The organism is Ktedonobacter sp. SOSP1-85, assembly GCF_016587415.1.
Lineage (GTDB): Bacteria > Chloroflexota > Ktedonobacteria > Ktedonobacterales > Ktedonobacteraceae > Ktedonobacter.
The window spans coordinates 5,075,765-5,096,924 of sequence record NZ_BNJI01000001.1 but is presented as its reverse complement, the minus strand read 5'-3'; the positions used below and the strand labels follow the sequence as shown (position 1 = coordinate 5,096,924).

General features: G+C 49.9%; 20 protein-coding genes and 1 pseudogene. 10 read left to right on the top strand and 11 right to left on the bottom strand.

The features are described 5' to 3' along the window. Positions 1 to 63: 63 nt before the first annotated feature. Both KTE_RS21285 and KTE_RS21280 read right to left on the bottom strand, forming a co-directional pair. Positions 64 to 465: a hypothetical protein gene (locus KTE_RS21285; protein WP_201384421.1), complete on the bottom strand. Its 402-nt coding sequence runs from the start codon at positions 463 to 465 to the stop codon at positions 64 to 66. A 22-nt stretch (positions 466 to 487) separates the two neighbouring features. Continuing rightward, on the bottom strand, positions 488 to 1,072 hold the full coding sequence (locus KTE_RS21280; RefSeq protein WP_201384419.1) for a matrixin family metalloprotease: 585 nt from the start codon (positions 1,070 to 1,072) through the stop codon (positions 488 to 490). 406 nt (positions 1,073 to 1,478) lie between these two features. Between KTE_RS21280 and KTE_RS21275 the strand changes: the two genes are divergently transcribed. After that, a complete protein-coding gene (locus KTE_RS21275; protein WP_201384417.1) occupies positions 1,479 to 4,061 on the top strand; it encodes a tetratricopeptide repeat protein in 2,583 nt (860 codons plus the stop codon). A 9-nt stretch (positions 4,062 to 4,070) separates the two neighbouring features. Here the strand turns inward: KTE_RS21275 and KTE_RS21270 are convergent, their stop codons facing one another. From KTE_RS21270 to KTE_RS21260, 3 genes and pseudogenes are all read right to left on the bottom strand, one after another. Continuing rightward, positions 4,071 to 4,688 carry a TetR/AcrR family transcriptional regulator gene (locus tag KTE_RS21270; RefSeq protein ID WP_201384415.1) on the bottom strand — a complete coding sequence of 206 codons (618 nt, stop codon included), beginning with the start codon at positions 4,686 to 4,688 and terminating at the stop codon, positions 4,071 to 4,073. A gap of 225 nt (positions 4,689 to 4,913) precedes the next feature. Then, positions 4,914 to 5,518 (bottom strand): annotated as a pseudogene (locus KTE_RS47630) (ISNCY family transposase); the annotation flags it as partial. A gap of 356 nt (positions 5,519 to 5,874) precedes the next feature. After that, positions 5,875 to 6,774 carry a lipopolysaccharide assembly protein LapB gene (locus tag KTE_RS21260; RefSeq protein WP_201384411.1) on the bottom strand — a complete coding sequence of 300 codons (900 nt, stop codon included), beginning with the start codon at positions 6,772 to 6,774 and terminating at the stop codon, positions 5,875 to 5,877. Positions 6,775 to 6,951: 177 nt separating this feature from the next. Between KTE_RS21260 and KTE_RS21255 the strand changes: the two genes are divergently transcribed. Further along, positions 6,952 to 7,593: a TetR/AcrR family transcriptional regulator gene (locus KTE_RS21255; protein ID WP_201384409.1), complete on the top strand. Its 642-nt coding sequence runs from the start codon at positions 6,952 to 6,954 to the stop codon at positions 7,591 to 7,593. 378 nt (positions 7,594 to 7,971) lie between these two features. On the opposite strand, the gene KTE_RS49680 is transcribed toward KTE_RS21255, so the two are convergent. The 4 genes from KTE_RS49680 to KTE_RS21235 form a co-directional block, all read right to left on the bottom strand. Next, positions 7,972 to 8,154: a helix-turn-helix domain-containing protein gene (locus KTE_RS49680; protein ID WP_374226819.1), complete on the bottom strand. Its 183-nt coding sequence runs from the start codon at positions 8,152 to 8,154 to the stop codon at positions 7,972 to 7,974. 469 nt (positions 8,155 to 8,623) lie between these two features. Next, positions 8,624 to 8,833: a hypothetical protein gene (locus KTE_RS21245; RefSeq protein ID WP_201370108.1), complete on the bottom strand. Its 210-nt coding sequence runs from the start codon at positions 8,831 to 8,833 to the stop codon at positions 8,624 to 8,626. 376 nt (positions 8,834 to 9,209) lie between these two features. Then, positions 9,210 to 9,506, bottom strand: a complete 297-nt coding sequence (locus KTE_RS21240) for a GIY-YIG nuclease family protein (RefSeq protein ID WP_201384405.1) — start codon at positions 9,504 to 9,506, stop codon at positions 9,210 to 9,212. 202 nt (positions 9,507 to 9,708) lie between these two features. Then, positions 9,709 to 9,939 (bottom strand): helix-turn-helix transcriptional regulator, encoded by a 231-nt coding sequence (locus tag KTE_RS21235; RefSeq protein WP_201384403.1) that lies wholly within the window; start codon positions 9,937 to 9,939, stop codon positions 9,709 to 9,711. 463 nt (positions 9,940 to 10,402) lie between these two features. Here KTE_RS21235 and KTE_RS21230 point away from each other — a divergent pair, with 463 nt between their 5' ends. The 8 genes from KTE_RS21230 to KTE_RS21195 all read left to right on the top strand — a co-directional run bounded on the left by KTE_RS21230 (position 10,403) and on the right by KTE_RS21195 (position 16,620). Next, positions 10,403 to 10,897: a hypothetical protein gene (locus tag KTE_RS21230; protein WP_236600511.1), complete on the top strand. Its 495-nt coding sequence runs from the start codon at positions 10,403 to 10,405 to the stop codon at positions 10,895 to 10,897. Positions 10,898 to 10,959: 62 nt separating this feature from the next. Beyond that, complete coding sequence (locus tag KTE_RS21225) at positions 10,960 to 11,379, top strand: hypothetical protein (protein ID WP_201384400.1); 420 nt, start codon at positions 10,960 to 10,962, stop codon at positions 11,377 to 11,379. After that, positions 11,379 to 12,119: a hypothetical protein gene (locus tag KTE_RS21220; protein ID WP_201384398.1), complete on the top strand. Its 741-nt coding sequence runs from the start codon at positions 11,379 to 11,381 to the stop codon at positions 12,117 to 12,119. The genes KTE_RS21225 and KTE_RS21220 overlap by 1 nt, the downstream gene beginning before the upstream one ends. After that, on the top strand, positions 12,116 to 12,544 hold the full coding sequence (locus KTE_RS21215; protein WP_201384396.1) for a hypothetical protein: 429 nt from the start codon (positions 12,116 to 12,118) through the stop codon (positions 12,542 to 12,544). Before KTE_RS21220 ends, KTE_RS21215 begins: the two co-directional genes overlap by 4 nt. A gap of 59 nt (positions 12,545 to 12,603) precedes the next feature. Beyond that, positions 12,604 to 13,983 carry a hypothetical protein gene (locus KTE_RS21210; protein WP_201384394.1) on the top strand — a complete coding sequence of 460 codons (1,380 nt, stop codon included), beginning with the start codon at positions 12,604 to 12,606 and terminating at the stop codon, positions 13,981 to 13,983. A gap of 149 nt (positions 13,984 to 14,132) precedes the next feature. Next, positions 14,133 to 15,485: an RNA-guided endonuclease TnpB family protein gene (locus KTE_RS21205; protein ID WP_201384391.1), complete on the top strand. Its 1,353-nt coding sequence runs from the start codon at positions 14,133 to 14,135 to the stop codon at positions 15,483 to 15,485. Continuing rightward, positions 15,486 to 16,037: an FAD-binding oxidoreductase gene (locus tag KTE_RS21200; RefSeq protein WP_201384389.1), complete on the top strand. Its 552-nt coding sequence runs from the start codon at positions 15,486 to 15,488 to the stop codon at positions 16,035 to 16,037. It begins immediately after the preceding gene. Next, the gene (locus tag KTE_RS21195; RefSeq protein WP_201384387.1) at positions 15,943 to 16,620 is read left to right on the top strand and encodes an FAD-binding oxidoreductase; all 678 of its coding nucleotides are present in this window, start codon (positions 15,943 to 15,945) and stop codon (positions 16,618 to 16,620) included. The genes KTE_RS21200 and KTE_RS21195 overlap by 95 nt, the downstream gene beginning before the upstream one ends. A 65-nt stretch (positions 16,621 to 16,685) precedes the next feature. Here the strand turns inward: KTE_RS21195 and KTE_RS21190 are convergent, their stop codons facing one another. Further along, complete coding sequence (locus KTE_RS21190) at positions 16,686 to 19,781, bottom strand: type I restriction endonuclease subunit R (protein ID WP_201384385.1); 3,096 nt, start codon at positions 19,779 to 19,781, stop codon at positions 16,686 to 16,688. Continuing rightward, positions 19,778 to 21,148 (bottom strand): restriction endonuclease subunit S, encoded by a 1,371-nt coding sequence (locus KTE_RS21185; protein WP_201384383.1) that lies wholly within the window; start codon positions 21,146 to 21,148, stop codon positions 19,778 to 19,780. The genes KTE_RS21190 and KTE_RS21185 overlap by 4 nt, the downstream gene beginning before the upstream one ends. Positions 21,149 to 21,160 lie beyond the last annotated feature (12 nt).

The following is a 21,160-nucleotide window of genomic DNA, read 5'->3' as shown; positions in this document are numbered from 1 at the left end:
TAGAGGCTACGCCTCACCTACTCAGAATGCCGACTACGGAAGAGTGGCAGAAGCTGCTCGGTTTCAACCGATGCGGAGTGTCACAACGCCCCCCGTCTGGTGGATCGTAATCCTGGTCGCGCCCCCGACCACGGCATTTTTTGTGAGGCTTTTGGCTGGATCATGCGCGACATGCGACACCGTAAATTCAAAGTTGGTGTAGGGAATACCTGTGCTATCGACCTCCTGATTAATGATACGAGTTATGGTCCCATGGACCACGACGCCGGCATCCTGTTTGAGATCTTTGAGCGTGTGATAGTTTTTGCTCCAACTCATATCCAGGTGGACTATCTGGGGCGTAGTGTTAGAGGATGTCGTGGTTGCCGACGCTTGATCTGATGCCGATCCGCAGCCTCCCAGGGCGAGGAGCGAGAACAGCGCACAGACCGCGAGCAAACACAGGGAAGAGAGGCTTCTTTTCATTAACGTCTTTCCTTTCACATGCCTAATAGAGGGCGTTTATGCCATTGACATCATCTGTTTGAGGGGTCGTCAGGCCACAGCGTGAAGAGGTGTATGGGTTCATGATGACGCACCCGTTAGTATGAGCCAACCCTAGTGCATGCCCCAGTTCGTGCACAGCAACTCCTTGAATAGTGCCGGAGCTGTAATTCATGGTGTAGTAAAAATTGATCAAAATATGAGCGTATGTAAAGTACTCATGGCCACTCGATGTGCTCCAGGCATAATTGGTAATCCCATCCCAACCAACGGAAGAATTATATGTATCATTCAGCGTCAAACTACCAGATTTCTCATAGAGGAGAACATTGGCCGGGCTACCATTCCAGGCTTTCACAGCATTATGCAGGGGGGTCTGATCAACTATGTACAGAGTACCGTTAAAGTACACGTTCACGTGCGCACAACAGCCACTCGCTGGCTGTCCATGCCATTTAGGACCTTCGAGATGATAGGCAAAAGCTGGTGAGGTGGCAAATATCATGAGCATAAACGCGAAAATCACGATAAGCATCGCTTTACCAATTCGCCTGCTCACATAGGGGAAGAATGGAGGACGTGTAGGCATGTACGGCATGTACGCTCCTTTTCGTGCTACTGCGCAAAAACAAAAAACAATAGATTTACATGTACATATCTTGGCGCCAGAAATATTCTACAAGCTGAAGCATAAAAAGATAATATCGAGTACTTATCTTTTTGCCGTCATTTTCCAGAAAGATGGCCTCTTTTTTGTAAATAATTTACGCATATGGCAACACATACATCCGCCCAAAATGACTATATAAGCCCTTCGTTTTTGCCCCGGCAATAGAATGTTTTGTATACTACCCTAAAAGTAAACTGAGCATGACTTATCATTTCACACCTGTAGCACCTTGAAAGAGGGACGCAACTGCTGAGAATTGGAAAGCCCCGCAAAAACATTTTCTGTCGGAGAAAGGATTCAGAAGATAGATAAGAGGAGCAATTCGATGAGTGGAAGGAAAACCAACCAGGCACAATTCAACACCTTACTAAAAAATGCACGTTTAGAACATCACTTATCACAACAGGAGGTGGCCGCGCTCGTTGGCGCACCACACGCCTATATGATTAGTCGCTGGGAGAATGGCGCATCCTCCCCAAGCTCCTACTATGGGGAGAGGCTCTGCAAGCTCTTCAAAAAAAGTTTGCAAGAATTAGGCCTGCTCAGGCCAGTTCAGGCCCATCTCAGACATCCTCTCTCCACTACAATCTATGATCCTATGCTCCCCAGTCGCTTAACCAGTGATATCCCACTTGTGGGAAGAGACGCCCTCTTACAACGCCTGAAAGAGTTCTTACAGCCAACCTCCCCTCACCGCTCCACACGCCTCGTCCTGCATGGCCTTCCCGGTGTAGGAAAAACCACTCTCGCGATGGAGCTCGCCGCGCATGAAGAGATACGCTCCTGGTTTCCCGATGGTATTCTCTGGGCCGGACTCGGACCTCGCGGACAGGCACTGACGGTGCTTAATCGATGGGGCAATCTCCTATCCCTCAATGAGCAGGAATGTCGCTCACTGCATACCTTGCAAGACTGGACCCAGCGGCTGCACGCTCTTATTGGAGGGCGGCGCCTGCTTTTTATCATCGATGACGTCTGGGATATAACAGAGGCCACCTACTGCATCATCGGGAATACGCACAGCGCCTGCATCCTCACAACACGTTTACCCGAAATCGCGTACACGCTTGGAGGTGAGGTTATCCAGGTTCCTGAATTAAATGAGCAGGAGAGTCTGCAACTACTACAGCATATGATCCCCACCCTCCATAACACAGCACAAACAGAGATACAAGAACTCGCCCATGCTGTCGGCGGGCTCCCCCTGGCGCTCACCCTGATAGGTAGTTACCTGCTAATACAGACACGACACCAGCAATCTCGTCGCACCCAGCAAGCCCTCTCACGTCTCAAGCAGGTTGAGCACCGCTTGAGTTTGACCCAACCTGGCATTCGAATCTCCAGGCTCGGCTCGGACACGCTCCACGAGACAGACGTCAGTCTGCAAGCCGTCATCGAGATGAGCATCTCCATTTTGGAGAAAACAGAACGCGAGGCGCTCTATGCCCTGGCACTCTTCCCTCCCAAACCCAATACCTTCTCAGAGGAGGCGGCGCTCGCGGTCACAGCAACAGTGCCAGAAGTGCTTGATCGCCTGGTTGATGTAGGATTATTGGAAGTTCATGAGCACGAACGCTATCAACTCCATCAAAGCATCATCGACTATGCACGCATGCACTCTGCTGAAAGCCAGGCCAGAGATCGTTTGAGCAAATATTTCTTCCAGTTCCTTGAGAGCCCTACCCATGGGCACTATGCCCTTTACCTGGAAATAGAAAATATACGTACCGCCTTTGAGTACGCCTATGAGCCAGAGACATATGCCTTGTTCGCCCACGCTGTCCTTAACAGCGCCCCTCTCTTCATGAAGCACGGCCTGTTCTCCCAGGCACAAGAGCTCCTCCTCAAAGCGAGCAGCGTTTTTACAGAAGAACACGAGCAGATCAACCAGGCTCGCGTATTGTGCCACCTCGCCTCTCTCTCCCGCATTCTTGCCCATTATTCAGACGTTGACACCTATGCCCAGGCCTGTCTCACCCTAATGGAGAAGCATGATCCCCAGCATGAAATAGTCGCTACGGCGCTCTCCTGCCTGGGCCATAGCGCTATTATCAGGGGAGAGTATGCCGTAGCTGAAACCTACTTACAGCAAGGGCTAGCAGTCAGCCGCCATCTTCCACCAGTCACTTCGACCTGCCACATACTCAGACTCCTGGCAGTCATTTTAGATTACCAGGGTAAACTAGCGCAGGCAGAGCACTATTTTCAGGAAGGACTCGAAATCGCACGCACGCTTTCAGAACATGAAGCCCTCATCTCACTCTTAGGCTCGGCGGGCGTCTATATGACTACGCATGGCCGCTACGCTGAGGCAGAGCAGCTTTTAAGTGAAGGGTTCGCGCTGGCACAACAGATCGGCCTCCGCGCGGAAATTTGTCACTTTCTCCTCGACCTGGGAGACCTGGCCTTCAGTCAGGATGACCTGGCGCAAGCTGAGAGTCGCTGGCAGGAAAGCCTCACCTACGCACGTCAGATGCAGCTTCAGCAAGCGACCAGTGTGCTCCTGCAAAACCTGGGGTTACTTGAAATCAGGCGTGGGGGAGATGACGCCCAGGCCTTAGCCTATTTAACAGAAGGTTTAGAGATCGCCCAGGCCAAGCCTTATCCTGATACCGTCAGTGGCATCTATTGTGCCATGGGCGATATCTACCTTAAGCAAGGCAAGAGAGGCGAGGCCCTCCAGGCCTATCAGCAGGCACGAGCCAATGCCCCGGACGGTCACCAGATCAACATGGCCAGCGCTCTCTTCGGCCTGGCCCAGGTCTATGCGCTACACGGGGAGAGAGCACTCGCCCACGACTACGGCAACCAGAGCTACCATCTCTTTAGAGAAGCAAAGGCCCCTCAGAGCGCGCAGGTAAAATACTGGCTGCAACACAACAATCTACCATTGTTGGAAGCCTGGTAAGCGAGCGATCTAGAAGCCAGTCGTCCCATTCATGATGATCAATAGAATGGCGTCTGCCATCTCTTCCCTTGGCAGTACTAGTTCCTCCTGGCTCCATTGGATCGCTGGCCCCAGGATCGACCAGTTGACGATGCGGGCTGTCGTTTCTAGCCGTGTAGCCTCCTGGGCACTCGCTCCCCTCCGCTGCTTGAGCCAGGTGAAGAGCAGTTGCGTCAGTTCCTCGTGCGTGGCCCGTTCAAGGAGTGGGGCCAGGACACGTGAGGAATGCTGCTGATGGTGGTACTTCTGCTCAAAGCTCTCCAGCAAAGCCAGGATCAGCAGCCGCAAGGATTTCCTGTCCCAGGCAACTGTGACAGGAAGCGTCTCTGTCAGCATCAGGCAAAACTGCTCGCGCGCCACGGCGTCCGCCAGCATATACTTATCCGCGAAATGCAGATAAAAGGTGCCTCGATTGACATTGGCCCGCTCCGTCACGTCCTGAATATTCAGCGCGAGGAAGCCCTTTTCTGTTCCTCGGATACCCGTCGTCGTATGGCCCTTTTCACGTATAACGTCCTTAAACGCCTGCTGCAACACCTCACGTGTACGCTGGACACGCCGATCGACATGCCGTTTCTGCGTCGCCATTGCGCCTCCTCTCTCTGTCTTCCTACCAGCACTCCGCTGCGTTTCTCAACAGTTTTACCCTAGGACTGCATTTTTCTCTGGGATAGCTGTTCCTCCAGAACATATAAATAGCGTTCTGGGTCTTTGCGGAAACGATGCTGTTCCCGTCGAGCTTCATGCCGATAGTCAACCTGCTTTCTGAGCGTTCGCCACTGCTCCAAGTCGCGAGGGGCCAAAAGAGAACGCCTCTTGCACTTCTTTGAGCAGCGCTACCAGATCGGCCTCGCGTTCGCTCAATAAAGGCCGAGCAAGCAGGATTTCACCTGAGACACAATCACGAACGACCCAGAGGACTTCATGGCCAACATCTGGCTTTAAGCCATCCACTGCCAGAATGAGCGATCCCTGCTTCTACACAAGCGGTTGGAGGCGTTCTCGATCTGTCGTGTGAAGCGTCACCAACTCTTCATACCGTGCTAAGAGGTTGAGCACCGTTCGTTCGCCAATCGAGAGCCCTGGGCTTTTAGGCTCTGATGGATCTCTGCCAGACTTTGATGGTGTCGATAGCGCAGAAACCCGATGAGCGCAATCACACCTCATCCATATTCTCCATGTGGTAATGCCCATGCTCCTTCTGCTTCTGGCCGATAGGGCTGGTGATAGCGTGGACAGTCAGGAGAGGTACATCGGCGCACTGCTAGGTGCAGACGACACCGTCCCGTGAGGGTGGTAATCGTGTGTTGCGTATGATAGGCGATATGAGCAGCCTTGCCACACGTTAGGCAAGCGGTTGAGAGAGGTTCAAAGGTTTGGAGAGAAAGCTTATCCAAAGTATGATGGGGCCTTGCCATACTATCATCTTCTTTCCGTTTCAATAAAGCAGAGAGGTGAGAGAGAGTCCGAAACGTCATGCGCTGCTGGCGCAGCGCACCACTCCGCATGAAAATTACTAACGAGCTTTCTTGCGGTGTTTCAGAATATACTGTTGCCAAACCCTCCCTTGATCAGCTGGATAGCTTGCGGCTGGCCCGAGGAATCCAAAAGCGGTTTCGGCAACGGTATCGCAGAGAGCATAAAATGTCAGGTTGATAGAGCGAGCTGTACAGTAATCAACGCTTCTCCTGCTTGGTGAGACACGCCTTTCCTCTGATCAGAGGAAAGGCGTGCCGTAACTCTTGCGCAAGCGCTTTTCATATGTGGCTCGCGCCTACGCTTCTTCGTTCTGAACCTCCAGAAGATTTGTTGAGCTGATCGCGGAAGATACAAGCGTTGCCAATCCCATCTCTGAAGCCAGAGCGGACGCCTGTTGCAGGTGGAAATGCGCTCTAGCTGTATCTCCTTTCTTGAGGTAGATATCTCTGAGCGTCAGGTGATCGAATGGCTGGTAGGGTCTGAAGCCAGCTGCTTCCCGGAAGGAAAGCGCTCGCTGTGCATAGGTGAGCGCCTGATCCAAGTCTCCTTTGAATAAGGCGTCGAGAGTCAGGTGGCGATTGGGTTCGGCCTGTTCCAACACGTACCCGGACTCTTCGGCAACCTGGATGGCCTTGGTAAAGTGTTCCCGAGCCAGCTCATTCTGCTGCCAAAACTGATAGATCAGGCCGATGCCAAAGGACGATTCGCTGATCCCTCGGGTATCGTGCAACGTTTCCTGAAGTTCCAGGGCCTGCTGGTGATAGGCGAGGGCTTGCTCGTATTTCCCCTGACCTTGCGTGCCGAACGGTAGGGCACCACTCTTTACTATGGCTATGGTGGTTGCGTTGCAGTGAGCCTGACCGAACAAACTCAATGCGGACGCTCGTCCTTGCTCATCCTGAGCCGATTCGGCGATCTGTTGTGCCTGGAGGATGGTCGAAAACAGAAGATCGGTGTCGCCTCTAGAGAGAAGGTGATCGACGTTGAGAACCTTTCCATGGAGGAGCAAGAGTTTGAGGTGATCCTTTTGCGCTACCTCGCCTCCTTCTATCAGGTGGAGAGACGTACCGAGCACGTGAAGGGCGTCTCTTAACCTACCGAGAAAAAAGGACGAGCGAGCGATCTCACAGAGGGCATCAATAGCTGTGGTGTAGTGGCTGGTATATTCGTTGTTCGAGGATACAGATGGCTGCATGGTGTTCTCCTTTCGGGAAGTAAGTGCAAAACAGTCTGCCAGTTGCTTATCTCTACAACCGTCGCCTATAATACTAGGGTTTGATAGCACAACAAGCAATGAGCAATCACTGTGCCGTTGTTGAGAATTGAACACGAGTGAGAGATTGTTGAGAAAGAAGGGACAGCAGCAGAGGATATGACGACCCCGAAGAGACACGAAGATCGGCGTATCCAGCGAACGCGCCAGGTATTACAGCAAGCGTTTGTAGAAGTAGTGCGAGAAAAGGGCGAGGCCCTGAGGAATCTGCGGGAGATAGAAAAATGTTTTGTGGCGACGAGTATCCAGGAGATAACCGCGCGGGCCAATGTCAATCGCGGGACCTTTTATCTCCACTTTACAGATAAATATATGCTTGCAGATGCTGTCGTCCGTGAGCAATTTCACCAGCAACTGGCAAGCGTCCTTCCTCCCGAATGTCGCTGGGACAGAAAGACCTTGCGCGTGCTCATCCAGGCAATGTTGAACCTTTTTGAGGGGAAATATCACCACCAGCATCAAAAGTCGCTGATTTTTGCTCCAATGGTTGAACATGCAATTCATGAGGAATTGAATGAACTGCTCCTCACGTGGCTCAAGGAGGCAAAGGGTGGAGAGAAACGAATGTACGAGCCACTGGAAACGACCGCCAGCGTAGTTGGCTGGGCGATCTTTGGAACCGCGATCCAGTGGAGTCAGGAGGAGACGACGGTGTCGTCAGAAGAGATGGCGGATATTATCTCACAGGTGATTATGGAGGGGGTGGCGCGTCTTGCCCCTGATGCCTTACCAGAGGAGTAACTTGCCTGCACCTCTCAAGGCACTGTAGACTATCTCCCTGCGTGGCGTTGCCCGTATCGACTGCATTGCAACAATTGACAGATCAGTACCCACCTTTGTGTGTTTACAACTCTTACGAAGTATCTCCTCCCAGAGAAAAATGCGGTCCTAGGTTTTACTTATGTGTTCATGAACACGGCGGTGCGGGTACCCTTGCGTTTCAACCAAGGGAGGAAGCACCGCCTTCCCAAGGACTTTACGTGCAAGTATTCCTCTCATTTCCTCGATCACCATTATCGTTATTTGGCATATCTCTTACTATGCTCACAAGATGACATAAAAGCAGCTAGTTGTAAGGTAAAACTACAACTAGCTGCTTTTATGTCTTTATAGCAACCATCAGAGCGTTTGAATTTCGGCACTCTCTATGGTGACTTCATAACCTAGCTTTTCCGATAATACACGGCAGATAGCAGATGCAAGATCGGCGCGTACTGGTTTATTCTTTTCCATCTTCTCGATTGTTGGACACGATACGCCCGACAGCCTTGAGAGGTTAGAAACGTTCAAAGCGGCTTTAATACGAAGCTCTTTACTTTGGACATAACTCGTGGAGAGAAATCACGTTGCGGGTAACTCTTGATGATTCCTGAGTTGTTGAAGAGATGATAGCCTCTGCTGAGCATTTCTTGTAACCAATATTTCTCTCTCTCACAAGCAATCTCTTGGATATTTGGATCTACCGTCTCTAATATCTGGAGGGTAGGAGAAAGTTCAGTTGTTGCAGCTCCTTTATCCATTGCCTCTCACACTCACCAATGCCTATACAGTGTAAATGTTGATAAAATCTATATTGAGCATCATCACTCATGCCAACATATCGTATTGCGTTATCTCTCGGGTCGACAAGTGCATATATTTGATATTTTTTGTCGCGCTATTTTAGACGTTTTGACATAATTTACATTTTTAACTTCTGATTGTACATGCACCACCTCTAAAAAGTTGGTGCATGTAGCTCGTACTATTTAGCTGCAAATATGAGCGAAACCTACAAAAGGTTCAGCCCACTCACATTATCAGGTGTTAATTCACGTTTAAGGCGTTCAGATAACACGCGCAATACACGATAAACAAGTACTTCGCCTACAGCTTCGCCCCTCACCATCTTGCGATAGGAAGTTTCTGAAACATCAGCTAATTCTGTTAGTTCCTTGACTTGCAAGCCCGCACGCTTACGTAGTTGATCTAAGGTTTCCATATGGCCTCCTGACAAATATTAACCGTATTTTGCGACAAATGACGGTTTCTGTCAGGAGGATTTTTATAACGACATTTATAATATTTTAAGATCTTTAACCTTATTTGGAGTAACAGTATACCCTAGATGTTGCGATAACACGTGTAGGATACGATATGCTATATCGCTACTAATAGGCTCACCCCGTAAAATTCTACGGTACGTTGTCTCTGAGGTTCTTGCAAGTCACGTTAGTTGATTGATATGAAGTCCTGCTTTTATTCGTAGCTTATCTAACGAGAGGCAGGCCTCTGTTTTTGTTTCTTGCTTACTCACAAGACGAGGATGTTGATTTTTTCGCAACAACCCTCTATTGTTTCGCTCTGTCTTGTCTATATTAATAACTGCAACCAGATTGCTCTAGTGACCTTATCCAGAACTTTTCTCTATCTTCTGCTAGGTTTCTTTGCGGTCCTAATGTTTCCAGAATCTTAACAATTGGCTGTAAACTGTGTCTCTGCAAGTCTCCTAACCATATGCCTTTGGAAGTATTATTCCCTGCCTCTCTCATGTGGAATGAGAAGCGCATAGCTATATTTTTTGTTAATCCTACATAGCGAATCTCATCATTACGTGGATCAAGCAAAGCGTAGATAACAAACCCATCTTGTGGTACAAAATACGTGTCATCCATCTTCGTATCTCCTACAGTCACCCAGGCCGTTACTCCCTGGGTGATCGCTAGCTTTACTTGAACAACTCCATGTAAGATGCACCGTCACAAGCGTATACAGCCGGCGCTTCCGTTAAGATGCGCAATCTCATAAGACGACTAATACGTTCGCCTTTTTCTGCTCGCTGGTTAGTAGATGTACCTATTTCTTTAATTGCCGTATCTACATCAATGTTAGACCGATATCTTCAAGAGAGACTTCTGGTTTATCGTGTTCCTTTAAGATGCCATTAATAGCGTGTAAAATTTCCTGGGCTGTGCTGTATTTTACTGGCAGCCCATTTTCTGCTCTCCGATATGTCCCAGTAGTTAAACTTGTTCTGCGAGCTAGCGCTTCTTGAGATATGCCTAGCCCTTCACGGATGCTGCGTAATGGGGTTTCTTTCTCTTCCATATATTATAGTCCTATCAAATATTTGGTTAATGCAAGTCTAGCATACGTGCTTTGTTAGAGTCAATTGATTTATGCTAAGGGACCAGTAGATTACCCATTAGCACTTATCAATTATGTATCATGTAACATAGCTTGTCCATTGACAACTATACAAAAGTTATGCTACATTATCAATAATGGAACATCGCTAACGGATTCAAACTTACTTACGTGTTGTGGAATTTGTAGAGAGAAAGCTGATTAGTATGTCACCAACTACCGATTGCTTTTCTCAAGCTCATTTCACAGCATTATGTGCAGTGAGATCTGAAAGCAGGTGATAGAAGACAAACAAAAACTGACTCTCGTGGATCAGACGAGAGTCAGTGAGTGAGAACACACAAAAACATTTGGACCGTTCAGGAGTTCTCTGTGCTCAGCATAGCGCATTGAGGCTCCGCAGTCAAGAAAGAGATGATGCAATATGTCACCGCGAGCTTCAACGGACGTACGTTCAGGCCATCTCATGGATGCGCCGGTCACCATTTCTAACCTGACCTTCTTACGCAGTGTCCAGGCAGGATATCAAGCCTATCAGAATGAACTATACCCACAGAATGAACATGAGATTTACGAATGCCTTGTTCATCGCCTGCTCGCGTATCCTGATTCAGCCTCCGAGAATACCGGCTGGGTCATCGGCTGGGTGAAGGGCTTGCTAGAAGCTTCCACTCCTCAACAATCTTCCCCGGCTTCACCTGGTAGGCGTTGTGATGAGCCTGCGCCCTATGGGGATAATTTCCTTCTTGTGATTCCCACTGATACCTATCGTCATAGCGTGACCAACCCGTTTTGTTTTGTTCCGTCTTGCCCCTGCCACGAGGACAAGGACAATATTGCTGAGGTTGCTCAGTTTGTCAACGACGGCCTTTTGACCTCAAAAGAAGCAACCGAGTATATCGCAGGGAAGCATATGTAGCTCATCACGCTCTCCTCTTGTTGCTTATGGGCAACAAGAGGAGAGACAGAGGAGAAAATAGCATGAAGCACTACACAACGGGAATGGCCTTTTACCTTTCTAGCGAGCAACAACAAGGCGCATCACAGCAACGTGTCGGTACCTCGTACGGCATCTATCCAGAAGGTACCCCCAGGCTGACAGATGAGACGAAAGACGCAGGCATTGATAACATCCTGATCTGTGCTGACCCGGCTTTCCATAATGGTGTGCAGTCGGGACGAGCCGAGTTTCTCGCCTTGGCTTTTGCAAAGCGCGAGATTGTGGTCCAGGATGTCGAGAACGCCTTCCGGTGGGCGTTGTATTGTCCCTTCCGCCCGGCCATTTGGCGCTATGGCTATGTGTGTGGCTGGAACGAAGAGTTCTATCAGTACGCCATGCGCAAGCATGAGGAGCAAGCCCAGACCCTCACCCTCACTCGCTACATAAGGGAGGAACGGTAATGCCTACCCGCTATCGCTTCAACTTGGAAACGGCCGAGGCTCCCACCCATGGCAATCGCGCGACGAGAGCACACCGGGAGGAAATCGACACCCAAGAGCACATTGACGAAGACGCCTTGTATGACACACGCACCCGTACCAGCGTGGTGCGCCAGCCGATCTACGCACCAACTCAGACCCAGACAGACGAGCAGGCAACGCGCCGGGTCAGTATTCATGTTCATGACCAACCCAGGCAGCAGAGGCAACACGAGCATCTGCCACTCTTGCCCGTTAGGACACCCAAACCGTTTCACTTTCCCCGCTGGCCTGCTTATGCAGGACTCGTGGGCCTCGCAATGTTTGGGGGATGGTTTGGCATGAACATGGGACAGCAGGCGTGGCAGGGATGGCAAGATGATATCCACTATGGACGCCCCCGTACCTACCAGACTGACGCCGTTGTCGGCCACAACCACGATAGCAGCGCAAACCCATCCCACTTCATCGTGCTCAATCTGCATGGTCAGATTCTGGTCATTGAAATCGCGGCAGGCGACCCAAGCAAGACCCACCTGTATAAAACCGGGTTGAACTTGCTTGGCAGTGGACAAGACGTGACCCCGGCAGAGGTGGCATTCAAAGACCTGGATGGAGACGGCAAGCCGGACATGATTGTTTCTGTTGGAGGGCAAAGCATCGCCTTCAAGAACGAGAACAACACGTTTAGTGCGACCCCTATGAAGGAGGTGAACAAGTGATTGTCACCCTAGCGTACCCCATGCAGGCCGAGCAGCCACAGCGCCCACAGGAGAGCGACCCCAGAGGAGCACGCCGAACCCTACGTATGTTAACCCACCGAGTCAATCAGTTGATGGGTGTCACCTTTAGCAGAGAGGATGAATATGTGGTTATCGCCTGTAAGGAGACGATTACCGCCACCCTTGCCCTCAACTTGCAAACCTCGTTCCAGACGGAACGCCCCATCTCAGCGGTTCTCATCTCGTATGGCAAAGCCAACCCGTCAGGCGATGGCTATATTGTCATCCGTTGGCGGGGAATTGTTCCGGAGAGTTTCTTTGACCGGCTCGACGAGCACACCCAAGATATCGCCTACTACATGACCTTTAGCGCAGGCCCGCTCGATACCTGTAGAGCGCCGTGGGACGGAACCACACACGCCTAATGTTTCTGGGAAGAGTCGCATCACGGTGTACTCTTCCCGCTCTTCTTGGAAGGGAACCCATGCAAGACCGACAGATACACAATGACATTGACCAGCTCCTACACGAACTAGATCAGCAGCAGCAGCAGAACCAGCAGGCGCACACCACGGACGACATCCCACACATTGAAGCCAACCAGGAGTACGACCCCAACCGCCAGCAATGGGACGTTGAGATTCACATTTACCCACGAGCCGAGCCAGAGGAACCCGCCAACGTGGTTGAGAGTGTCCCACCCATCAACCAGGAGCCAGAATCAGGAAGGAGAGGACCGTTACCGTGGATGAGGCAGCACACGCACCCCCTTGTGCTTTTCTGCACCATCCTCTGCACATGTGCGCTTGTTGTAGGGGGGCTGCTGTATATGTCGCCTCTCTGGACAGCAACCACCACCGTGACGCTGGTTCCTGTCTCACACATGCTCGAAACCCGCTTGACCGTGACTATTGGAGGAAACACCGACCAGACCCAGAGCCAGGTGCCAGGAAGGCTACTTCCCACAATCACGATGAGCCAGGTGCGTACCATTCCCACCACAGGAAAAGCGCTCCAGGACGCCCAGGCCGCACACGGATACATCACCTTCTATAACACAGCAACCTACCCACAAACAGTCCCTGCCGAGACGCTTTTAACAGGTGCAGATGGTGTGCAGATCGTCACCGATCAGGATGCAAGCATACCCGCTGGAACCCTGGCAACCAATGGGCGGGTTACGATCACGGCTCATGCGGTCCAAAGTGGCCCCGTAGGCAACATACAAGCCTCAGACATCTATGGGCCATGTTGCCGAGCCAACGTGCTTGCAGCAAATACAGCCTTCAGCGGAGGACAGGACGCACGCGACTACCAAAGTGTAACGCAACACGACATAGACACCGCAGGCGCAAGCCTGAAAGCCAGCCTTGACCAGAGCACCACCGCAGCCCTCCAAACGCAGGTGAGGAGTACCGAGACACTTGCAATGCCGTTGCACTGCCAGCAGAAGACGAGCGCCAATCATCAGCCAGGAGAGGAAGCTGCGAGCGTACAGGTCACCCTTGACGAGATCTGTACAGGCATGGTTTACCAGACACAAGCACTACAAACCTTGCTCGCCCAGGCACTTACCACTCAGGCAAAGCAGCAGCTAGGAACGCAGTACACACCGAGCGGAGACGTTCACATCACGACCACCGCACAGGGAACATCAAACATGCAGGCGACAGGGACACAGACATGGGTGTATCAGTTCTCCCAGTCCGAGCAGGAGCGCATCAGAGACAGCATTGCAGGCAAGAGCCAGGCCCAGGCCAAGAGCCTGCTCTTAGCGCGAACAGGAATACAATCGGTGTCCTTCTCCAACGACGCGACCCTTCCAGATGTTAACCATATCCGCTTGTTGTTCCTTCCCTACTGACACGGGAGGAGAAGAGATGTCCATCAGCAAAAAAAATCGGTTCAGAGCAGAAGCGGAATAAACACCCGAACGCTCTGCACGAAGCACGTCATTGGAAAAAGCTGGAGACAGACCGAGCGGCGTTCGCGCCCCTCACGAAAGTGAACAACATGCACCAGATCATCACCGCTAAACTCAAGCTCATACCCAACCCAGAGCAGTTTGAGGCCCTGCGCCACACGCAACTAGCGTATCGGGATGCCCTCAATGCGGTGAGTTGCTATGCCTTCGAACAGGGCAAAACTAGCAGTGTGACCAGGCTGCACAAAGGGATGTATGTTGAACTTCGCGCTCGGTATCGTCTCCCTTCCCAACTGGCCTGTAGCGTGGAGCGGCAAGTCGCCGCTACCTACAAAGGACTCTGGACCAAGCTCAAGAAGAATATCGAGCATCGCCGTGCGAAACTCACGAAGAAACGCTTCAAGGGCTTAGATCAGCCACCACACTACACGTCTCCGACGGTGCAGTACACCTATGAGCGTGACTACACCTTTCAGCGAGACAGTCGGGTGAGCGTGGGGACCTTGAATGGACGAATCAGCGTTGCCTACCAGGGGTACAACAAGCATATCGCACTCATTCAAGAAGGTGTCACCATCGGGGATGCAAAACTCTGGTATAACCGGCCAAAGAAGCAGTTCTACCTACTCGTTTCCCTCTCTATTGACCTCTCTGAGTCAAGAGCCGAACACTTCCATGACGTCGTGGGGGTGGATGTGGGTATTCGTTACCTGGCCGTAACGTCCACCTTCACAGGCAAAGTGAGCTTTCATTCAGGCAAACGCGTTCGACACCAAGCCAACCATTACGCACGACTACGCAAACGCTTGCAGCAAAAAGGCACTCGTGGCGCGAAACGTCGACTAAGACGCATCGAGCAGCGAGAGAGACGGTTAAAATTGCAAGCCAATCACACCCTTGCCAAACAGATCGTTGAGCAGTACCCACACACCCTCATTGGATTGGAACACCTGACGGATATTCGAGAGCGCACCAAACGCCGCAAGCGCAAACGCAAGAAGAACGGCAAAGGCTATGAGCCAGTCTCGCCAAAGGCCCGCAAAGCCAATCGGGTCTACTCGCAGTGGTCCTTTGCCCAGCTTCACACGCTCATCAACTACAAGGCCGCGCTTGCCGGGTCGCTCGCCGTGAAGGTGGATGCGCATTACACCTCAAAAGCCTGTCCGATGTGTGGGTACACTGCCGATACAAACCGTCCAGACAAAGGGTTGCTCTTCGTGTGTCAGCAGTGTCATTACTGCCTGCACGCGGATCTAGTTGGTGCGAGAAATATCACAATGAGAGCGCTCCTGGTCCGGCAAGACTGGGCCAGGACGGGATGTTTGTCAATCATCCCTGATGCCTCGGACAACGAAGCCAAAGCAGCGCGCCTGCGAAGGTACGCTGAGTTGCGGTGGAGTCCAGAGGTAACCAACAAGCTTCCGGGATCTTCCCGGAGGTGATTGACTATTCAACAAAAAAACTTTTTTTGCGCATTGCTTGCGAAAGCGTCAAGCCTTAGTGACGTAAAAATCTCTACTGAGGACATAGAAGAGTGCAAGGCAGGAAACCACGTTCAGTTGTATATGGCAGAAATAGGCGCGCAGGCATCAAGCGCAGCCGCTGGCCTACTAGCACCGCTGGGACCAATTCCAGGCCCTGGACAATTTGCTGATCTGCTTATGTCTGGTTTCAGGCTCCTCATCGATCTCATTCCAGAATCAGAAGAGACCAGCAACATACATATCGGCTACGAACAAACCGGCGCACTACGAACGGTGCGCAACCTCAAACGTGTTAGCCACCTTCAACAACGCATGGAGGCATGGCAACCATTGGGGCTGAAAATGTACTTGCTCACCGGTGACGAAGCCAGAAAACAAGAGCCACTGCTTGACTCTCACATTCAAGCAGCTATTTATGCTCCAGAAAAATCACAGGTCAAAGCACCTCAAGTCGTCCAGGCTTACTATCAGGCCGCCCAAAGGCTCGGAGCTATCTTCCTATCCCCATGAAGAAGTTATAGGCTTTCAGCATCACGACAGCCAGATTACAGAGATAGTCACAGCCTGCCGGTCGATCTCGTGCAAATACCTCATCATCACAGCAGGATCATGGGCGGCTCAGTGTGGAGAATGGCTCAATCTCAACATCCCCGTGACTCCCCTCAAAGGAGAAATCATTTCCTACTGCCAACCCTCTCACCAGCTCCGGCATATCATCTTTGGGGAAGGAGCCTATCTTGCTCCAAAGGGGGAAAGCATTATTGTTGGAGCAACAAAAGCAGATACTGGCTTCGATACCCAGGTCACAGAGAAAGGCGCCACCTGGCTACAGAATGCCACAGCCAAACTCATTCCAAGCCCGGCACAAAGCACATTCACATCGGCATGGGCAGGACTACGCCCTAAAACACCAGACACACGCCCGATCCTTGGCCCAGCTCCCCAATGGGGAAATGTCATCCTCGCCACAGGTCATAATAACGTGGGCATCATTCTCAGTACCATCACAGGACAAACTATCACAGAAATGATCATCACAAATCAGATGCCACAAATTATTCAGCCATTCACATTGGAACGGTTTAAAACTTAGCGAACATTCAAAAAGTGTAGTTCGCTTCAGCTACCATGCGCTGACCAGTCCCGTTTTGCTGTTTGTTATACCCAGGTTTCAGATAATGTTTCTGCCTGTTGAAGAACTAAATCAATAGCGCGTTGCTCTAAATCAGGAGGATATTTATATTTTCGTAAAATACGTTTTACCAAAAGCCTCAGTTTTGCTCTAACCGTCTCTCGTACAGACCAGTCAACAGATATGTTTTTACGAAGCCGGTCAGTTAATTCCGCAGCAATTTTTCTGAGAATGTCGTCGCCCAATTCCCTTACCGCTGCCTGGTTAGTTTCTAGGGCATCGTAAAATGCTATTTCATCGGCGCTTAATCCTAAATCCTCGCCGCGCTCCGCCGCAGCTCTAAATTCCTGTGCCATAGCAATCAGTTCTTCGATCACCTGGGCTGTTTCAATAGCGCGGTTACGATAATTATTCAGGGATTGTTGCAATAGATCAGTAAATTTCTTGTTCTGTACCACATTGTTCTGGAACCGTGACTTAATATCGTTTTTTAGCAGTCGTTCCAAAAGCGCAACTGCCAGATTTTTATGGGGGAGCAGGCGGACATCATTGAGAAACTCATCCGATAAAAGCCCAATATTCGGATTTTTCAATCCTGCCGCCGCGAATATATCCACCACCCCGTCTGCGGCAATAGCTTTACTTACAATTTGCCTTAACGCATGTTCCCGTTGTTCGTCATCAAGCTTGCTGGACGCTGTACTATGCTTGGTAATCACGGCTTTTATGGCTTGCAGGAAAGCCACTTCCTCCCGATAGGGAATCGCATCTTCATAGGTACTGCACAAGGCAAAAGCTCGGGTCATGCCTGTAACACAATCAGCAAAGCGTTTCTGGCCGTCTTTCTGACTAAGGACATGGTCTGCCGCTCCCGGCAGTAATTCAAAGGCTTCAGTTTCATAGTCGTCATAGTCAAATCCGTGCATCATGCCGCGTGCTATGCTGAGTTTTTCAAGAAAGACGCCAAAGGCTTTCTCAATAACTTCTGTTGGCTCCCCTTTACCGCCGCTGGCGGTGTATTCATTCAGCGCTTCGCGCAATTCATTTGCGATGCCGATATAATCAACCACTAACCCGCCCGGTTTATCCCTAAATACGCGGTTCACACGGGCTATAGCCTGCATTAAGGTATGCCCGCGCATTGGCTTATCAACATACATCGAATGCAAGCACGGTGCATCAAATCCAGTGAGCCACATATCTCGCACAATGACGATTTTAAAGGGATCAGCAGGGTCTTTATATCTTTGCTCCAAATCCTTCTTGACTTGCTTGGAGTAAAGATGAGGGCGTAGTATGGCTTTATCGCTGGAAGAACCGGTCATGACTATTTTTATTACCCCTCTTTTGGGATCATCATCATGCCATTCCGGGCGTAAATCTACGATAGCATTAAACAAATGAGCGCAGATTTCCCGGCTCATAGCTACGACCATAGCCTTACCATCAATTACCCTAAGCCTGGCTTCAAAATGTTGCACCAGATCGGCGGCAATCTGTTTAATGCGAGGTTCCGTTCCCACTAATTTTTCTAATGCCGCCCAGCGAGATCTGGTTTTAGCAGCAGCACTTTCTTCCTGGTCTTCCGTCAGTTCATCAAATTCTTCATCAATCCTGAGATTCTCATTGTTATTAAGTTCCAGCTTGGCCAGCCGTCCTTCATAGTAAATTTTAACTGTGGCCTGATCTTTTTCCGCCTGTTCCATATCATACACATGGATGTCCGGGCCAAAAACCGCCCGTGTGTCACGGTCGGTCTGAGAAACAGGTGTCCCTGTAAAGGCAATAAAGGTTGCATTGGGCAGGCCGTCACGCATGTGTTTTGCGTACCCATATTCATACTCGCCTTTTTTATTCAGACGGGCTTCCAGCCCATATTGTGTGCGATGGGCTTCATCACAGATAACCACGATATTGTGCCGCTCGGATAGAACAGGAAAACTATCTTCATCCTCACCAGGAGTGAATTTCTGAATAGTAGTAAAAATAATTCCACCCGATGGCCGGTTTTCAAGTAATTCCCGTAATCCCTTGCGGTTGTCGGCCTGCACAGGTGTTTCACGTAATAAATCCTTGGCCATGCTGAACGTGCCAAAAAGCTGGCCGTCCAGGTCATTTCTGTCGGTTACTACTACAATAGTCGGATTTTTCATCTCCGGGCCTGTCATGACCTTACCAGCGTAACAAGCCATAGATATGCTCTTGCCGGAACCTTGCGTATGCCATACCACACCAGCCTTATGGTCGCCATCAATAGCGGCAGCAGCAAGAGTCCTGGTCATGGCTGATCGTACAGCATGAAACTGATGATATCCTGCTATTTTTTTGATAATGCCTTCTTTATCTTCCTCAAAAAGGATATAATTCCGCAGGTAATCCAGGAAGAATTCCTTATTGAAAACGCCTTTTATCAGCGTTTCCAGTTCTCGCATTGGACCTAGCGGATCATTCGAACGGCCATCAATCGTGCGCCAGGTCGAGAAGCGTTCCTTATCGGCAGTCAGTGAACCCATACGAGCGGTCACACCATCGGAAATAATCAATACTTCATTGGTATTGAATAAGTCGGGAATTTGCTCCTTGTATGTCTGGAGTTGATCGAAGGCTTTCCAGATATCAGCTTCTTCGTCTGCTGGATTTTTAAGCTCCAGTACGGCAACGGGTAGTCCATTTAAGAAAACAATGATGTCCGGACGGCGGGTGCGCTGCGGCCCTTGAATGGAAAATTGGTTTACCACTAACCAGTCATTCTTGGTCGGTTCGGAGAAATCCAGCAGGTAGACCTGATCACCAACGGTCTCATTGTCACGCTGATATTGCACCTTGACACCATCCCGCAGCCAGCGGTGAAGCTGCCTATTGACCTGGATGACAGTAGGCAGGTTTGGGACAAGAATCTGGCGAATAGCATCATCTATGGCAACCACGGGAATAGCCGGATTGATAGCTTGGAGCCGGGTCTTCAGGCGCTCCATAAGGATGGTCTGGCGGTAATTGTCGCGCTCAGGCCCTACTCCGTCTGGTGGCGGGGCTATATCCGGGCCGAAGACTACCTGATAACCTAGTGTCCGGAACCAGCCCAATGCTGCTCGTTCAAGTTGATCTTCTGTGACGTGTGTCATGATGCCACTGCTTCCGCGATTTCGCTGATCTCACCTACTCTCAGTTTGCCAGAGATGAGGCGAGGAAGGAGCAGGTCGCGCAACTCGGATAAATTGTTTACTTCTTTGGAGTTAGCAAGAATTTTCTTATGAAGCGAAAGGATAATCTTATCGAATTCTTCAAGTATCTTTTTAGAAGGCTTAGTAAACGTGATAGTTCTTAAGTAACTTACTGGCCTTGCAATTGAAGGAACTCCGGTTTGTGAGGTATTAGCTAGCAATCTATGTTGTCCTTCAGGTGACTTAAAAAAATAAACCATAAATAACGGTGACATTTTTTGTTCGTTACAGCGAAGATAAAACTGACGCTGTGAAAGAATGTAACGTTCAAACTTTGAGCCTTCGGGAATATAGGAAACTTGCCCTATGTTTCCTGCGTGAGTAAATACTACATCTCCTCGTTTGACATTAGCTTTCTTTAGTTTTTCAGCGTGTTCCTCTGTGACAAAATTAAATTCGTTATCCGTCAGCATCACATCATTCAGATGCTGACCACTGATAATAGGAATTCCCTTACTGACAAATGTAGAAACTTTGATTGAGGAGCCAAACGGCCCCATAGCCACTTGTTGTGCAATTTCCTCAACAGTAGAGATTTCCCACCCCTCTGGGATAAGACCAAGGGATGATTCAGTGAAGTTAGATGGGAATAAAGCGGCAGTAGCTTCATCTAAGCCTTCAGGTTCATGGCCTTCTGCTTTAGCTTTTACTGGGTCAAAATCCACAAACCATGATTTGAAAAGCGCTCTCGCTATGTCTTCAAGTGTATCATTCATATGCTGATTCAGTGCAATTTTATCATCAATGATAGCCAGCAAAGAAGCTATATTATTTTGTTCAGCCAAAGGTGGAAGGTAGACTTCAAATTGCCTCATTGATGCAAGTGGTTGGCCTATTCCCGGAGTTCCCACTTGCGATGAATACTTCATTATTTCTGATCTTCCTGCGGGAGAGCGAAAATAGTAAAAAAGATAGAGGGGATTCGCTTTCTCAGGATCAGAAGTGAATTTCATCAGACTTGTCGAAATCATATATCGCAAGCTATTGTCAGGGATAATCGCTACCTCGCCAATTGAACCTCGATGAGGAAAAACCAGATCACCCGATCTAACATTACAATTGGGCATAGAGTCTGCTACCTGTTCCGAAACGTAAACCCAATCCCCTTTCCATTTTCGATTATCTGAAATATTTGTGCCTCGGATTACTGGTACTCCAAAAGAAACATAGCAATCAGCTTTCATGCGTGAGCCAAACGGCCCAATTGCAATCGCGCCAGGATTTTTAGAACTGAGTTCACCCAATTTGACTTTTCGCCACTCCGCCATCGCATATCACCT

What these genes read in the sequence shown, in the direction of transcription:
- KTE_RS21285 (WP_201384421.1), bottom strand. Translation starts at nt 465, where the DNA reads ATGAAAAGAAGCCTCTCTTCCCTGTGTTTGCTCGCGGTCTGTGCGCTG.
- KTE_RS21280 (WP_201384419.1), bottom strand. Translation starts at nt 1,072, where the DNA reads ATGCCTACACGTCCTCCATTCTTCCCCTATGTGAGCAGGCGAATTGGT.
- KTE_RS21275 (WP_201384417.1), top strand. Translation starts at nt 1,479, where the DNA reads ATGAGTGGAAGGAAAACCAACCAGGCACAATTCAACACCTTACTAAAA.
- KTE_RS21270 (WP_201384415.1), bottom strand. Translation starts at nt 4,688, where the DNA reads ATGGCGACGCAGAAACGGCATGTCGATCGGCGTGTCCAGCGTACACGT.
- KTE_RS21260 (WP_201384411.1), bottom strand. Translation starts at nt 6,774, where the DNA reads ATGCAGCCATCTGTATCCTCGAACAACGAATATACCAGCCACTACACC.
- KTE_RS21255 (WP_201384409.1), top strand. Translation starts at nt 6,952, where the DNA reads ATGACGACCCCGAAGAGACACGAAGATCGGCGTATCCAGCGAACGCGC.
- KTE_RS21245 (WP_201370108.1), bottom strand. Translation starts at nt 8,833, where the DNA reads ATGGAAACCTTAGATCAACTACGTAAGCGTGCGGGCTTGCAAGTCAAG.
- KTE_RS21240 (WP_201384405.1), bottom strand. Translation starts at nt 9,506, where the DNA reads ATGGATGACACGTATTTTGTACCACAAGATGGGTTTGTTATCTACGCT.
- KTE_RS21235 (WP_201384403.1), bottom strand. Translation starts at nt 9,939, where the DNA reads ATGGAAGAGAAAGAAACCCCATTACGCAGCATCCGTGAAGGGCTAGGC.
- KTE_RS21230 (WP_236600511.1), top strand. Translation starts at nt 10,403, where the DNA reads ATGTCACCGCGAGCTTCAACGGACGTACGTTCAGGCCATCTCATGGAT.
- KTE_RS21225 (WP_201384400.1), top strand. Translation starts at nt 10,960, where the DNA reads ATGAAGCACTACACAACGGGAATGGCCTTTTACCTTTCTAGCGAGCAA.
- KTE_RS21220 (WP_201384398.1), top strand. Translation starts at nt 11,379, where the DNA reads ATGCCTACCCGCTATCGCTTCAACTTGGAAACGGCCGAGGCTCCCACC.
- KTE_RS21210 (WP_201384394.1), top strand. Translation starts at nt 12,604, where the DNA reads ATGCAAGACCGACAGATACACAATGACATTGACCAGCTCCTACACGAA.
- KTE_RS21205 (WP_201384391.1), top strand. Translation starts at nt 14,133, where the DNA reads ATGCACCAGATCATCACCGCTAAACTCAAGCTCATACCCAACCCAGAG.
- KTE_RS21195 (WP_201384387.1), top strand. Translation starts at nt 15,943, where the DNA reads ATGCTCCAGAAAAATCACAGGTCAAAGCACCTCAAGTCGTCCAGGCTT.
- KTE_RS21190 (WP_201384385.1), bottom strand. Translation starts at nt 19,781, where the DNA reads ATGACACACGTCACAGAAGATCAACTTGAACGAGCAGCATTGGGCTGG.
- KTE_RS21185 (WP_201384383.1), bottom strand. Translation starts at nt 21,148, where the DNA reads ATGGCGGAGTGGCGAAAAGTCAAATTGGGTGAACTCAGTTCTAAAAAT.